Consider the following 13,077-nt stretch of genomic DNA (forward strand, 5'->3'; position numbering starts at 1 on the left):
CCTCTTTAGATCAAGCGATTGTCGCTAGCCATGTCTTATGCTCATATGGCTCGGCTTTGAATATTTTATTCAATGTCTGCCCTCGCGCAGAGCGGCCGGCGCTGTCATTTCATGCGGCCTATATTCATGCCGATGAGGTTTTAAATTCCCGGCGCGGCGGGATTTTTCGGTAAGCTACGGTTTTTGAATGATTCCCCGCCGGGATAGGCAAGGATGGAAAGAATGGCGACGATGTGGAAAAAGTTTGTGCTGGCGTTCATGCTGGCGGTTTCGCTGGGCGGCTGCGGCTATAACGCGATGCAATCGCAGGACGAGGCTGCCAACGCCGCGTGGTCCGAGGTATTGAACCAGTACCAGCGCCGCGCCGATCTGATTCCCAACCTGGTGAAGACGGTGCAGGGCTACGCCAAGCACGAGAAGGACGTGCTGACCCAGGTGACCGAGGCGCGCGCGCGCGTCGGCAGCATTCATATGGATGCGGATTCGGCAGGCGACGAGGGCAAGATGAAGGCGTTCTCCGCCGCGCAGAGCCAGCTCGGCTCGGCGCTGTCGCGCCTGCTGGTGGTGTCGGAAAACTATCCGCAATTGAAGGCGGACCAGTCCTTCCGCGACTTGCAGGCCCAACTGGAGGGTACGGAAAACCGCATCGCCCTGGCGCGCAAGCGTTACATCGATTCGGTGCAGCACTACAACAGCACCGTGCGCAGCTTCCCCAATAATCTGACCGCCAAAATGTTCAATCTGAAGACCCGCCCCAACTTCGCCGTGGAAAACGAGAAGGCGATTTCCGCGCCGCCGCAGGTGAGCTTCGACGAGCAAGGCAAGTGATATGAGCCGTGCATGGGCTTGGCTGGTTTTCGCGCTGTGCTTGCTGGCCGGCGTGGTCCGGGCTGAGGTGGCGGTGCCGCCGCCCAGCTCGCCGGTGATAGATCAGGCCGGCTTTCTAAGCGAGGCTGAGCGCGGCCAGTTGGAAAAGCAGCTGCTGGACTTCCACCAGCGCAAGGGCAGCCAGCTGGCGGTGCTGATCGTGCCCTCGGTCGATCCGGAAACGCCGTTCGATTACGGCGCGCGGGTGATGTCGAGCTGGAAGCTGGGTCGCCAGGGCGTGGATGACGGCGTGCTGCTGCTGATCGTGTCCGATTCGCATAAAACCCAGCTGCTGGTGGGGCGCGGCCTGGAGGGCGCGATTCCCGACATCTACGCCAAACGCATCCTGCAGGACACGCTGCGGCCGCTGTTCAAGCAAGGCTTGCGCCTGCAGGGCCTACAGGCCGCGGCGACGCAAATCGAGGGCCTGATAGACGGCGAGAAGCTGCCGCCGCCCAAACAGGCGGCCAAGCATGGCGGCGGCTGGGAAGACAGCTGGCCGCTATTGGCCTTCTTTCTGCTGATGGGTTCCGGCCTGGCCGGCAAGCTGTTCGGCCGGCTGATCGGCAGCTTCATCATCGGCAGCCTCAGCGTCGCCTTGTCCCTGCTGCTGGGCGCCGGCACGCTGGCCGCGCTGCTGATAGGCGCGGTGGCGGCGGGCCTGTGCCTGGCGCTGGGCGAGCACGGCTTGTCCCTGGCCAGCTGGGGCAATTGGGGCGGTGGAGGCGGCGGACGTTCGGGCGGCGGCAGCGGCTGGTCCGGCGGCGGAGGCGACTTCGGCGGCGGCGGCGCATCGGGAGACTGGTGATGAATAGATGGCAACGCGTATGGCGCCACTTGTGCAGCACCGGCTGGCAGGCGCGGCGTCAGTTTCCAGCCGCCGAGCTGGCGCGGCTGGAGGGATGGATCGCGGCGTCCGAGCAGGCGCATCGCGGCCAGCTGCGCTTCGTGGTGGAGTCCGCGCTGGACTGGCGCGCCGCCTGGCGCGGCCTGAGCGCCAGAGAGCGGGCGCTGCAGTGGTTCGGCGAGCTGCGGGTGTGGGACACCGAGGACAATGTCGGCGTGCTGGTGTATCTATTGCTGGCGGAGCGCCGCATCGAGATCGTGGCCGACCGGGGCATCAACCGGGCGGTGCCGGCCCAGGAATGGGCCGGCATTTGCGCGGACATGCAGCAGGCTTTCGCCGCGCGCGACCACGTGGCGGGACTGGCGCTGGGCTTGGATCGAATACACGCTTTGCTGATCCGGCACGCGCCGCGTCATGGCGAGCCGGTGGTCAACGAGTTGCCGGACCAGGTGATCGTCCGCTGATCAGCCGCGGGCCGCGTGGCAGGCCAGTTGCTCCGCCAGCTTTACCGCTTCGATCAGGCTGCCCGGATCGGCGCGGCCGCTGCCCGCCAGGTCCAGCGCCGTGCCGTGGTCGACCGAGGTGCGGATGATGGGCAGGCCCAGCGTGATATTGATGCCGGCGCCGAAGCTGGCGTGCTTGAGCACCGGCAGGCCTTGATCGTGGTACATGGCCAGCACGGCGTCGGCCTGGGCCAGCTTGTCCGGATTGAACAGCGTGTCGGCGGGTAGGGGACCGATCAGATTCATGCCTTCGGCGCGCAGCGCCGCCAGCGCCGGTTCGATGACGTCTATCTCTTCGCGGCCCATGTGGCCGCTTTCTCCCGCATGCGGGTTCAGGCCGGCTACCAGGATGCGCGGCGCGGCGATGCCGAATTTGCCGACGAGATCCGCGTGCAGGATGCGGATGACTTCGTCGAGCAAGGGCGCGGTGATCGCGTCGGCGACGGCGCGCAGCGGCAGATGGGTGGTGGCCAAAGCCACGCGCATGCCGCCGCCGGCCAGCATCATCACCACTTTGGGGGTCCCAGTGCGTTCGGCCAGGTATTCCGTGTGGCCGCTGAACGGCACGCCGGCGTCGTTGATCACGCCCTTGTGCACCGGCGCGGTCACCATGGCGGCGAACTCGCCGGATACGCAGCCGTCTATCGCCGCGTCCAGCGTGGCGAGCACGTAGCGGCCGTTGGCCGGGTCCAGGCGGCCGGCCGCCGCCAGGGCCGCCAGCGGCACGTGCAATACCTCCAGCGCGCCGGCAGGCGCGGGCGCGTCGCGGCGATAGTCAGCCAGTTCGACTTTCAGTCCCAGCCGCGCGGCTCGTTCGGCCAGCAGGCCGCGGTCCGCGATGACCACGCAGCGGCTGTCCGGCAGCAGCTCAGGCAGCCGCAGCGCCAGATCGGGGCCGATGCCAGCCGGTTCGCCCGCGGTGAGGGCCAGCGCGCGGCGGCTCATCACTTGTCGTCCAGATGTTCTTCGACGAAGGCCGAGTCGCGCAGCTGGCGCACCCAGTCGGCGTAAGCCTGCTCCATCTTGCGGGAGCGGATCTGCTGCTTGACCGCCATCTTCTCGTGGTCGCTGGACACGTCCTGGTTGCGTTTGCCTTCCACTTCGATCAAGTGCCAGCCGAACGAGGTGCGCACCGGTTGCGACAGCTGGCCGATAGGCAGGGCCACCATGGCTTTTTCGAAATCGGGCACCAGATCGCCCAGGGTGACCCAGCCCATATCGCCGCCCTTGGCGTTGCTGCCGTCTTCCGAGTAGAGCTTGGCCATGTCGGCGAACTTGGCGCCGCGCATGATGCGGTCGCGGATCTGATCGATGCGCGCCTTGGCGTCGGCCTCGGACACCGCCTCGTTGGTGCGGATCAGGATGTGGCGAGTGTGGTATTGCTCGACCAGCATGGGCGCGCTGCCGTTGCGCTTGTCCTGCAACTGGAAGACGAAAAAGCCCTGCTGGGTGCGTATCACATCGGTGTGGGCGCCCGGCTTCAGCTGTTCCAGCATCTGCACGAACTCCAGCGGCAGCGAGGTGGCGGGACGCCAGCCCATGTCGCCGCCCTTGATCGCGTTGGGCGCGTCGGAGTAGGAGGCGGACACCTTGGCGAAAGGCTGGCCGGCGTCGAGGTCGGCCAGCGCCTTGTGCACTTTTTGCGACAGCGCGTCGATCTGCTTGGCGTCGGCGCGTTCCGGTACGCTGACCAGGATGCTGGCCAGGTGGTATTCGGTGCGGTTGGCGCTCTGCGCGCTCTTCAGCACCTGTTCCACTTCGCTGTCGCTGACGTTGACGCGCGAGGCCACTTCGCTGTCGCGCAGGCGGGAGATGGTCAGCTCGCGGCGGATGTCGCCGCGCAGGCGGTCCATGCTGATGCCGTCCTTGGCCAGTTGGGCCTTCAGCCCGGCTTCGCTCAGCTTGTTTTGCTTGGCCAGATTGGCCACGGCCTGGTCTATGGCGGCGTCCTCGATGCGCAGGCCGCCGCTGGCGGCGTATTGCAGCTGCACTTCCTCGGTGATCATTTGTTCCAGCAGCTGGCGCTCCAGCACGTCGCGCGCCGGCGGCGTCACTTTCTGCGACTCCAGTTGCTTGATCGCCTCGTTGACGCGGCCCTGCAGCTCCTGCCAGGTGATGACGTTCTTGTTGACCACGGCGACGATGCGGTCGACTTCGCGCACCGGCGCGATGGCGGTCTGGACGGAGGCGGGTGCGGGGGCGGCCAGCGACGCCTGAGCGACGCTAGCGATCAACAGGGCAAGCAGGGTCTTTTTCATGGTCAGGCTTTATTGCAGGTTAGTCTTGGTGTAACCGGGAATGGCCAGGCGCAGCGTGTCCTGCACGCTGCCGTTGCCCAGCGCGCCCAGTCCCCTCAGTTCCAGCTGGAAGAACCACGCGTTCTTGGTTGTTTGCGGGTCGGTCACGTAGCGTTGGCTGTACATCCTGGCGGACCAGCAGCCATCGTTGTACTCGAAGCCGGCCAGCCGCTCAATAGGCTTGCGTTCGATCAGCGAGTAATTGTAGCGGCCGATGGCGTACCAGCGGCGGGCGACGGGCCATTGCGCGGCCACGTCCACCTGGCGCATTGGGCCGTATATCGAGGTGTTGTCCAACTGCTCATAGCGGCCGTAGCGGTAGCGCACGCTGGCGATCTTGCCGGCGGCTGGGCTATAGCGCAGCTGGGCATTGTAGCGCTCGGTTTTGCCCAATTGCTGGTTGTACTGGTAGCTGCTGTCGAAGCGCCAGTCGCGGCTCAGGTCGCCGGCCGCGCTGAGCAGCAGGTCCGAGCTGGGCTGGTTGTTGTCTTGGGTGATGTCGTTCTTGAAATAGAAGCGTTTGCCGACGGCCAGGCGCAGCCGTTCCAGACCGTTGGTCTGGTCGATGAAACGGCTGGTCAGCGCCGTGGTGAGCTGATCTGCGCCGTTGATCCGGTCATAGCCGGAGTAGCGGTTCTCGGTGAACAGCTGGGCGAAGTTCACGTCGTTGACCGAGGTGTCGAACAGCGGGATATTGCTTTGATCCTTGTTCGGTATGCTGACGTAGAACAGCCGCGGCTCCAGCGTCATCAGGTGGTCCTTGCCCAGGAACTCGGTGTCGCGGTCGAAGTACAGGCCTGCGTCGGTGCTGAAAATCGGCAAGGTGCGGGTGATGGTCTGCTGAGGGCTGGATTGGTTGGTAGTATTTGAATGGTACGCATTCAAATTGTACTCAGTGACGTTGACGCCGACCTTGGGCCGGATGAAGCCCCAGCTGCGGTCGAAATTCCAGCTCACGCTGGGGTAGGCGATGAAGCGGTCGCCGGTCTGCAGGCTGGGATGGTCGAAGCGGGTCAGATCGGTGATCAGGTTGGCGCTGAAGCCGGCGGGCAGGCTTTGATTGGCGATAAACGAGAGCTGCGGCATCCGCGCATAAGGGATGTCCGTGGGCACGGGGTTGATCGTCAGGTTCTGGTAGTGCTGTGCGCGCAGGGCGACATTGCCGGAACCGCCGCTCCAGCCCAGGGCGTAGTTCAGCGAGGCCTCTTGATCCAGGTTGACGTTGGAGGCGATGGCCACCTGGTCGCCGAAGTCGGTGAAGTAGTTGCGATCGGACACTGCGTTGTAATTGAGGCCGAAAGTCAGTCCGTGGCCGAAGTTCTGCGTGTGGCTGACGCTCCAGGCATGGCGGGCGGTGTCGGTCACCTTGTCGTTTGGCAACTGCTCGGTATAAATGCTGCCGCTGTAGTCGGGCTGCAGGTAGCGGAACTCGCCGGACAGCATATTGCCGTGCTTGGTGTTGAAGTGCGGCGTGATGGTGGCGTCGTAGTTCGGCGCGATGTTCCAGTAGTAGGGCACCGACAGTTCGGTGCCGGCGCTGCCGGTCTTGAAGGTCGGCATCAGGAAGCCGGATTTGCGGTTGCCGTTCAGCGGGAAGTCCAGCCACGGCGTGTACAGGATGGGCACGCCGTAGAACTGCATCCAGGCGTTGCGCGCCACGCCTACGCCGCGGACGTAGTCCAGATCCGTGCTGCTCGAGTGCAGATACCAGGCGTCGTCGCCGGGGTCGCAGGTGGTCATGCGGCTGCCGTAGACGCGGTATTGGTTCTGGCCCTGGAAGTCCACCTGGCTGCCGTCGCCGCGCATGGTGACGGGCTTTGCGCCCGGCGCCGGCTTGGCCGCGGGCTGCCGCGCCATGGAAAACACCGGGTCCATGCCGGTGCCGGTGTAGTCGTCCATGCTGTAGTCCAGCGTGGTGCCGGTGATGACGTCCTGGCCGCGGCTCAACCGGAAATGATCGCCGGCTTTGGCGTGGTTCTTGGCCTGATAGTAATCGAGCCAGTCAGACTCCATTTTCTGGTCGTCGCGAGTGACCACCACATTGCCTTTGGCATGCAGCACCACGTCGGTCTCGCCGTCGATATGATCGGCGGTGACGGTGGTCTGGCCTGCCTGCGTCTTGGGCGTAGGCAAGGCTATGGGGGCGGAGGCGTCGGCGCGGACGGCCTGGGCGTTCAGGGCAAAGGCGGCGGCGAGGGCCAACGCCAGCGGAGTCGGTTTTGGTCTGGGCATGCACAAAGCCATATCGTGGGGGCTAGTGGGCGGTATAAAATCGCTCAATTCTATCAGCACCACGACAAAGCGACATGCAAAGACTGGAACAGCTCAAGAAATGGCTGGCAGAGCAATATCCTGGCGACGAGATCCAGGTTGAATTCGCCGCCGCCGACGCCGACTTCCGCCGCTACTTCCGCGCGATCTGGCCGGACGGCTCCACCCGCATCGCGATGGACGCGCCGCCGGAGCATATCGGCACCGACGCCTACGTCAAAGTGCGCGACATCTTCTCCATGGTGAACGTGCCCAAGATAGACCGGCGCGACCGCGAGCAAGGCTTCATCGTGATGGAGGATTTGGGCAAGGTGACCTACCTTGCCGCGCTGCAGCACGACGAACGCCCGCTGGTGCACCGCCACCTGCTGGAGGAGGCGCTGGATACGCTGGTGGCCATCCAGCAAGCCAGCCGGCCGGATGTGTTGCCGGAATACGACGAGGCGCTGCTGGCGCGCGAACTGAGTCTGTTTCCGGAGTGGTTCTGCGCCAAGGAGCTTGGCAAGCCGCTGAACTTCAAGCAGCGCCAGTTGTGGGATGCCGGGGTCAAGGCTCTGTTGCCCGCGCTGCTGGCTCAACCCAAGGTCTTCGTCCACCGCGACTTCATCGTGCGCAACCTGATGCTGACCGCCGGCGCGCCCGGCGTGCTGGACTTCCAGGACGCGGTATACGGACCGATCAGCTACGATGCGGTGTCGCTGCTGCGCGACGCCTTCATCGAGTGGGAAGAGGAGTTCGTGTTGGACATGGCCATCCGTTACTGGGAGAAGGCGCGCGCCGCCGGCCTGCCGGTGCCGGAAGGCTTCGACGATTTCTACCGCGCTTTCGAGTGGATGGGCGTGCAGCGCCATCTGAAAGTGGCCGGCATTTTCGCCCGCCTCTACCACCGCGACGGCAAGGACAAGTACCGCGCCGAGATTCCGCGCTTCATCAAATACCTGAAGCGCACCACCCGCCGCTACGGCGAGCTGGCGCCGTTCTACCAGTTGCTGGTGGACTTGGTGGGCCGCGACCAAACCGACGAAGAGCTGCAGTCGAGCTACCCGGTGTTGGGCGTGAAGGGCAGTTGATGAAGGCGATGATACTGGCGGCCGGCCGCGGCGAACGCATGCGGCCCTTGACCGACCATACGCCCAAGCCTCTGCTGATGGCCGGGGGCAAGCCGTTGATCCAGTGGCATATCGAGCGGCTGGCCCGCGCCGGGGTGACCGAGCTGGTGGTCAATCATGCCTGGCTGGGCAAGCAGATAGAGGAAACGCTGGGCGATGGCTCGCGCTTCGGCGTGTCCATCGCGTACTCGCCGGAAGGCGAGGCGCTGGAGACGGCTGGCGGCATCGCTACCGCCTTGCCCTTGCTGGGCGATGCGCCCTTCATCGTGCTGAACGGCGACGTGCTGAGCGATTTTCCCGTCGAACGGCTGGCGGAAGCCGCAGCGAGGCTGGACGGCGATGCCGCCCAGGCCCTCCTGGTGTTGACGCCCAAGGCTGGCTACAAGACCGGGCGCGATCTGACGCTGCGCAGCGACGGCAAGGTAGCCGCCTGCGCGGACGGCGATACGCCCTACACTTTCTGCGGCCTGGCCGCCTACCACCCAGCCTTTTTCCGCGACGTTCAGCCGCGGGTGGCCAGCCCCTTGCTGCCGTGGCTGCTCTCCGCGATGGAGCGTGGCCAGATCCGCGGCGAGGTGCAGAAGGGCCTGTGGCTGGACGTGGGCACGCCGGAGCGCTTGGCCGAGGCCGACCGCATCGCCGCCGGCTGGACGGCATGAGCCGGCGCATCCTCGGCATAGACCCCGGCAGCCTGATCACCGGCTTCGGCGTCATCGACGTGGTGGGCAACCAGCGCCATTACGTCGCCTCCGGCGCCATCCGCACCAAGAGCGGATCGCCGCTGGCCGAGCGGGTCAAGGTATTGGTGGAGGGCATCCATCAAGTCATCGATACCTATCAGCCCACCGAGGCGGCGCTGGAGCGCGTGTTCGTCAACGTCAACCCGGCCGCCACGCTGATGCTGGGCCAGGCGCGCGGCGCCTGCATGACGGCCCTGGTGCTGAAGGATTTGCCGGTGGCGGAATATACGGCCTTGCAGGTCAAACAATCGGTGGTGGGGCAGGGCAAGGCGCCCAAGGAGCAGGTGCAGTATATGGTGGTGCGCATGCTCAACCTGTCCGGCACGCCGCAGGCCGACGCCGCCGACGCGCTGGCGGTGGCGTTGACCCACGCCAATCATAGCGGCGGGGCCATAGGCAAGCTGGCGCTGAGCGGCCTCAAAGTGCGCGGCGGACGGCTGGTGTAGGGCGGAAGCCCGGCGCAGCCGGGCGTTCCGCCTCTTGGCACATCCGCCTGCAAGCCCCTCTCCCCTCGCGGGAGAGGAGTTGGGGAAAGGGGGGCGCAGCGGCCTTCGCGTCGGCAAGCTTGGCGGATCACCCCATTGGGCATCCGCCCTACCGAACAGCCCCTCTCCCCTCGCGGGAGAGGGGTTGGGGAGAGGGGGCGCTGAGGCCTTCGCGTCGGCAAGCTGGGCGGATCGCCAGGTTGGGGCATCCACCCGGCTGAATCACAACGAATACACAAGAAAGAAGCATCATGATCGGACGCCTTAGCGGCAAATTGATAGAGAAGCTGCCGCCGCAGGTGGTGGTGGACGTGGGCGGCGTGGGCTACGAGGTGGACGTGCCCATGACCACGTTTTACCAGCTGCCGGCCCTGGGCCAGCCCTGCACCCTGTTCACCCATCTGGTGGTGCGCGAGGACGCCCACTTGCTGTTCGGCTTCGCCAGCAAGGACGAGCGGCAGACTTTCCGCCAGTTGATCAAGGTGAGCGGCATCGGCGCCAAGATCGCCTTGGCCATCCTGTCCGGCATGACGGCGGACGAGCTGGCCATCGCCGTGGCCAGCGAGGACATCAAGCGTCTGTCCTCGGTGCCGGGAATCGGCAAGAAGACGGCTGAGCGGCTGGTGCTGGAGCTGCGCGGCAAGCTGGCCACCGGCGGCAATCTGACGGTGCCGGGCGGCCTGCCCTTCGCCGCGACGCCGGACGAGAAGAGCGACATCGTCAACGCGCTGCTGGCCCTGGGCTACAACGACAAGGAAGCGGCGGCGGCCACCAAGAGCCTGCCGGCCGACGTCACGGTCAGCGAGGGCGTGCGGCTGGCGTTGAAGAATCTGATGAAGGGCTGAGATTGACAAGCCAGTTAGCGCGCTTGGAACAAGGCCAAGCCGCGCAGCAAGGCTTTTCCAGGGAGAAGATCCATGTCTGCGCCATTTTGGAAGAAGCATGGCGACAAACTATTGGCCGGTCTCGGGCCTGCCGTCGTCTTGCTGTGCGATCTGATTCTGCGTTGGCTGCAACGCTGAGCCGATTCGCGGATATGGCCTAAGGCCAACCTGCGCGACAGCGGGCTGCCGCATTGAGCCGATTCTCGGCATGGCGCAGGGCGGGTTCGCCAGGGGCGATACCCGCCGTTCTAACCGCGCGTGGGGACATGCCCATCAGGCAAGCCCACGCGCAGCCCGGTTAGGCCGGCAAGGCCTGGCGCGTTCGGCCCGCCGCGGCCAACTGCGGCCCCAGCAGTTCCAGCAGCGCGCTCAGTTTCTCCTCCAGCGCCTCGCGCGTCGAATCCACCAGCACCTGGGTCTGCCGCTCGATTTCCAGGTTCAGCCGCTCGCCGGGTTGTTTGTCGCCCAGCGTGGTGGCGCGGCGGGTTTCCGGCGCCAGCCATACCTCGAACCAGCCCGCGCGCTTGTCGATGTCGGAGAGGGTCAGGCTGACGCCGTCCAGCGCCGCATAACCCTTGGCGAACAAATAGCGCAGGGCGCCGGGCGGCACGGTCAGCCGCAGGCACAGATTATCGCCGTGGCGGCGGACCTGCTCTACCGTCGCCTGGTAATCGACATGGCCGGACAGCGCGTGGCCGCCGTTTTCCGCGCCGTCCGCCAGCGCGCGTTCGGCGTTGAGCGCGTCGCCCACTTTGCAGGCGGCCAGCGTGCTGGTGATCAGGGTGGGCAGGACCAGGTCGAAGTCCGCGTTGTCGCCGCGCGGCGGCGCAGCCACGGTCAGGCAGGCGCCGTTGATGGCGACGCTGGCGCCCTGGCGCAGACCATCGCAGAAGCCGGACGGGAAAGACAGGGTGAGCCGCCTGCTGCCGTCGCCTTCCTGGATGGCGATGACGCGGGCGATGGCTTGGGTGATGCCGCTGAACATATCGTCTCCTCTCAAGCCTGTTCGCGCTGCAGCCATTCGGCCAGCTCGGCCACGGACAATTGCGGCAGACCGTGGCGCTCGGCATAGTCCTGAACCTGTTGGCCGCGCATCATCGTGCCGTCCGGGTTCATCAGCTCGCACAGCACGCCGGCCGGGCTGAAGCCGGCCAGCCGCGCTAGCTCCACCGAGGCCTCGGTGTGGCCGCGCCGTTCGGCCAGGCCGCCGGCGCGGGCGACGATGGGGTAGACGTGGCCGGGGCGCACCAGATCGCTGGGCTTGGCGTCCGGCGCGATGGCTGCGCGTATCGTGGTTGCGCGGTCGGCGGCGGACACGCCGGTGGTGACGCCCTCGGCCGCCTCGATGGCGACGGTGAAGTTGGTGCCGTAGCGGCTGCCGTTTTGCGCCGCCATGGGCGGCAGTTCCAGGCGATCGGCGTGTTCCGGCGTCAGGCACAGGCAGACGATGCCGCTGCAGTCGCGGATCATGCGCGCCATTTCCGGCACGGTGAGCATGTCGGCGGCCAGGATCAGGTCGGCTTCGTTTTCGCGGTCGGCGTCGTCGGCGACGATGACCGGCAGGCCGCGCCGCAAGGCGGATAGCGCGGCGTGGACGCGCAGGGCAAGGATATCGGTGTGAGCGTTCATGGAAACGGTCCTCAAGTAGTGGATTGAGAAACACGTCCCGTGGGCGTGAAGCGGATAGCATACGGCTATCCGGCGCGATAAACGCGCGGATACGACACAGTTTTCCGGCCGCGGGCGCGGACGGGCTACTGGCGTCGTCTTCTTTCATCCGGACTATTACCGTCGGCTCTGGCATTTCACCAGATCTGCTGACCCTTCGCCGTGCGGCGAAGGCGCTCGCGGGCTCGGCGCTTGCGCGCCATACCGCCGGTGGGGAATTGCACCCCGCCCCGAAGACGTTGGCCGCACAGCGCGGCCAGCGGCGAGTATAGCGCGGTGTTAGAATGGCGGCAGCAAGATTCAGCCAGAGATTCCCGATGATAGAAACCGACAAGCTGTTCGGCGCCGCGCCGGAGCGACGCATCGTCACCCCGCAACGCGCGTCCGACCAGGAAGAGGCGCTGGAGCGCGCGCTGCGGCCCAAGCTGCTGGACGAGTACGTGGGCCAGAAGAAGGCGCGCGAGCAGCTGGAGATCTTCATCGAGGCGGCGAAAAAGCGCGGCGAGGCGCTGGACCACGTGCTCTTGTTCGGCCCGCCGGGCCTGGGCAAGACCACGCTGGCCCACATCGTGGCGAGGGAGATGGGCGTCAATCTGCGCCAGACTTCCGGGCCGGTGCTGGAGCGCGCCGGCGACCTGGCGGCGTTGCTGACCAATCTGGAGCCGCACGACGTATTGTTCATCGACGAAATCCACCGCCTGTCCCCGGTGGTGGAGGAAATCCTCTACCCGGCGCTGGAGGACTATCAGATCGACATCATGATAGGCGAGGGTCCGGCGGCGCGGTCAGTGAAGATAGACTTGCCGCCGTTCACGCTGGTGGGCGCCACCACGCGCGCCGGCATGCTGACCAATCCGCTGCGCGACCGCTTCGGCATCGTCGCCCGGCTGGAGTTCTACAACGCCGAGGAACTGACCCGCATCGTCAGCCGTTCGGCGGGCCTGCTCAATGTGCAGCTGTCCGACGACGGCGCCTTCGAGGTGGCCAAGCGCTCGCGCGGCACGCCGCGCATCGCCAATCGCCTGCTGCGCCGGGTGCGCGACTACGCCGAGGTGAAGTCTGACGGCGTGGTGACGGTGGCGGTGGCTGACGCCGCGCTGGCGATGCTGGACGTGGATCCGGCCGGCCTCGACGTGATGGACCGCAAGCTGCTGCAAGCCATCCTGGAGAAGTTTTCCGGCGGACCGGTGGGACTGGACAACGTCGCCGCCGCGATAGGCGAATCCACCGACACCATAGAAGACGTGATCGAGCCCTATCTGATCCAGCAGGGCTATCTGCAGCGCACGCCGCGCGGCCGCATGGCCACGGCCCAGGCTTATCTGCACTTCGGCTTGCCCTTGAAGGACGCCTGAGTTTGCCCGCGCGCAAACGCGGATGCCGGTGGCCGGCATGCGATTCGCGTA

General features: G+C 65.9%; 13 protein-coding genes and 1 riboswitch. Of the genes, 8 read left to right on the plus strand and 5 right to left on the minus strand.

The window, feature by feature from the left end; genetic code table 11:
* Window positions 1-231 precede the first annotated feature (231 nt).
* Genes C2I19_RS05625 through C2I19_RS05635 form a run of 3 tightly spaced genes read left to right on the plus strand, consistent with a single transcriptional unit; the run spans window position 232 to window position 2,178 of the window.
* Window positions 232-828, plus strand: a complete 597-nt coding sequence (locus C2I19_RS05625) for a LemA family protein (RefSeq protein WP_103901723.1) — start codon at window positions 232-234, stop codon at window positions 826-828.
* A gap of 1 nt (window position 829) precedes the next feature.
* The gene (locus C2I19_RS05630; protein WP_103901724.1) at window positions 830-1,675 is read left to right on the plus strand and encodes a TPM domain-containing protein; all 846 of its coding nucleotides are present in this window, start codon (window positions 830-832) and stop codon (window positions 1,673-1,675) included.
* Complete coding sequence (locus C2I19_RS05635) at window positions 1,675-2,178, plus strand: TPM domain-containing protein (RefSeq protein WP_103901725.1); 504 nt, start codon at window positions 1,675-1,677, stop codon at window positions 2,176-2,178. Before C2I19_RS05630 ends, C2I19_RS05635 begins: the two co-directional genes overlap by 1 nt.
* Here the strand turns inward: C2I19_RS05635 and pdxA are convergent, their stop codons facing one another.
* From pdxA to C2I19_RS05650, 3 genes are read right to left on the minus strand one after another with little or no spacing between them, the layout of a single operon-like run.
* Window positions 2,179-3,162: a 4-hydroxythreonine-4-phosphate dehydrogenase PdxA gene (gene pdxA, locus C2I19_RS05640; RefSeq protein WP_103901726.1), complete on the minus strand. Its 984-nt coding sequence runs from the start codon at window positions 3,160-3,162 to the stop codon at window positions 2,179-2,181.
* On the minus strand, window positions 3,162-4,475 hold the full coding sequence (locus tag C2I19_RS05645; RefSeq protein WP_199181082.1) for a peptidylprolyl isomerase: 1,314 nt from the start codon (window positions 4,473-4,475) through the stop codon (window positions 3,162-3,164). The genes pdxA and C2I19_RS05645 overlap by 1 nt, the downstream gene beginning before the upstream one ends.
* Window positions 4,476-4,484: 9 nt before the next feature.
* Window positions 4,485-6,746, minus strand: coding sequence for an LPS-assembly protein LptD (locus C2I19_RS05650; RefSeq protein WP_103901728.1), 2,262 nt, complete (start codon window positions 6,744-6,746; stop codon window positions 4,485-4,487).
* A 74-nt stretch (window positions 6,747-6,820) separates the two neighbouring features.
* Between C2I19_RS05650 and amgK the strand changes: the two genes are divergently transcribed.
* From amgK to ruvA, 4 genes are all read left to right on the plus strand, one after another.
* Window positions 6,821-7,855, plus strand: coding sequence for an N-acetylmuramate/N-acetylglucosamine kinase AmgK (gene amgK / locus C2I19_RS05655; RefSeq protein WP_103901729.1), 1,035 nt, complete (start codon window positions 6,821-6,823; stop codon window positions 7,853-7,855).
* A complete protein-coding gene (gene murU / locus C2I19_RS05660; RefSeq protein WP_103901730.1) occupies window positions 7,855-8,553 on the plus strand; it encodes an N-acetylmuramate alpha-1-phosphate uridylyltransferase MurU in 699 nt (232 codons plus the stop codon). The genes amgK and murU overlap by 1 nt, the downstream gene beginning before the upstream one ends.
* Window positions 8,550-9,080, plus strand: a complete 531-nt coding sequence (ruvC, locus tag C2I19_RS05665; protein ID WP_103901731.1) for a crossover junction endodeoxyribonuclease RuvC — start codon at window positions 8,550-8,552, stop codon at window positions 9,078-9,080. Before murU ends, ruvC begins: the two co-directional genes overlap by 4 nt.
* A 290-nt stretch (window positions 9,081-9,370) precedes the next feature.
* The gene (ruvA, locus tag C2I19_RS05670; RefSeq protein ID WP_103901732.1) at window positions 9,371-9,964 is read left to right on the plus strand and encodes a Holliday junction branch migration protein RuvA; all 594 of its coding nucleotides are present in this window, start codon (window positions 9,371-9,373) and stop codon (window positions 9,962-9,964) included.
* A 337-nt stretch (window positions 9,965-10,301) separates the two neighbouring features.
* Here ruvA and C2I19_RS05675 read toward each other — a convergent pair whose 3' ends face one another.
* Window positions 10,302-10,988, minus strand: a complete 687-nt coding sequence (locus tag C2I19_RS05675) for a riboflavin synthase subunit alpha (RefSeq protein WP_103901733.1) — start codon at window positions 10,986-10,988, stop codon at window positions 10,302-10,304.
* An 11-nt stretch (window positions 10,989-10,999) separates the two neighbouring features.
* Entirely contained in the window at window positions 11,000-11,632 is a 633-nt protein-coding gene (ribB, locus tag C2I19_RS05680) for a 3,4-dihydroxy-2-butanone-4-phosphate synthase (protein WP_103901734.1), read from the minus strand.
* Between the two features lie 132 nt (window positions 11,633-11,764).
* A riboswitch (FMN riboswitch) is annotated at window positions 11,765-11,913 on the minus strand.
* A gap of 75 nt (window positions 11,914-11,988) precedes the next feature.
* On the opposite strand from ribB, the gene ruvB reads away from it, so the two are divergent.
* Complete coding sequence (ruvB, locus tag C2I19_RS05685; protein WP_103901735.1) at window positions 11,989-13,026, plus strand: Holliday junction branch migration DNA helicase RuvB; 1,038 nt, start codon at window positions 11,989-11,991, stop codon at window positions 13,024-13,026.
* Window positions 13,027-13,077: the final 51 nt, after the last annotated feature.

The organism is Chromobacterium alticapitis (assembly GCF_002924365.1).
Taxonomy (GTDB): domain Bacteria; phylum Pseudomonadota; class Gammaproteobacteria; order Burkholderiales; family Chromobacteriaceae; genus Chromobacterium; species Chromobacterium alticapitis.

Excerpts from the sequence above, each read along its gene's own strand:
- C2I19_RS05625 (WP_103901723.1), top strand. The coding sequence starts at position 232 with ATGTGGAAAAAGTTTGTGCTGGCGTTCATGCTGGCGGTTTCGCTGGGC.
- C2I19_RS05630 (WP_103901724.1), top strand. The coding sequence starts at position 830 with ATGAGCCGTGCATGGGCTTGGCTGGTTTTCGCGCTGTGCTTGCTGGCC.
- C2I19_RS05635 (WP_103901725.1), top strand. The coding sequence starts at position 1,675 with ATGAATAGATGGCAACGCGTATGGCGCCACTTGTGCAGCACCGGCTGG.
- pdxA (WP_103901726.1), bottom strand. The coding sequence starts at position 3,162 with ATGAGCCGCCGCGCGCTGGCCCTCACCGCGGGCGAACCGGCTGGCATC.
- C2I19_RS05645 (WP_199181082.1), bottom strand. The coding sequence starts at position 4,475 with ATGAAAAAGACCCTGCTTGCCCTGTTGATCGCTAGCGTCGCTCAGGCG.
- C2I19_RS05650 (WP_103901728.1), bottom strand. The coding sequence starts at position 6,746 with ATGCCCAGACCAAAACCGACTCCGCTGGCGTTGGCCCTCGCCGCCGCC.
- amgK (WP_103901729.1), top strand. The coding sequence starts at position 6,821 with ATGCAAAGACTGGAACAGCTCAAGAAATGGCTGGCAGAGCAATATCCT.
- murU (WP_103901730.1), top strand. The coding sequence starts at position 7,855 with ATGAAGGCGATGATACTGGCGGCCGGCCGCGGCGAACGCATGCGGCCC.
- ruvC (WP_103901731.1), top strand. The coding sequence starts at position 8,550 with ATGAGCCGGCGCATCCTCGGCATAGACCCCGGCAGCCTGATCACCGGC.
- ruvA (WP_103901732.1), top strand. The coding sequence starts at position 9,371 with ATGATCGGACGCCTTAGCGGCAAATTGATAGAGAAGCTGCCGCCGCAG.
- C2I19_RS05675 (WP_103901733.1), bottom strand. The coding sequence starts at position 10,988 with ATGTTCAGCGGCATCACCCAAGCCATCGCCCGCGTCATCGCCATCCAG.
- ribB (WP_103901734.1), bottom strand. The coding sequence starts at position 11,632 with ATGAACGCTCACACCGATATCCTTGCCCTGCGCGTCCACGCCGCGCTA.
- ruvB (WP_103901735.1), top strand. The coding sequence starts at position 11,989 with ATGATAGAAACCGACAAGCTGTTCGGCGCCGCGCCGGAGCGACGCATC.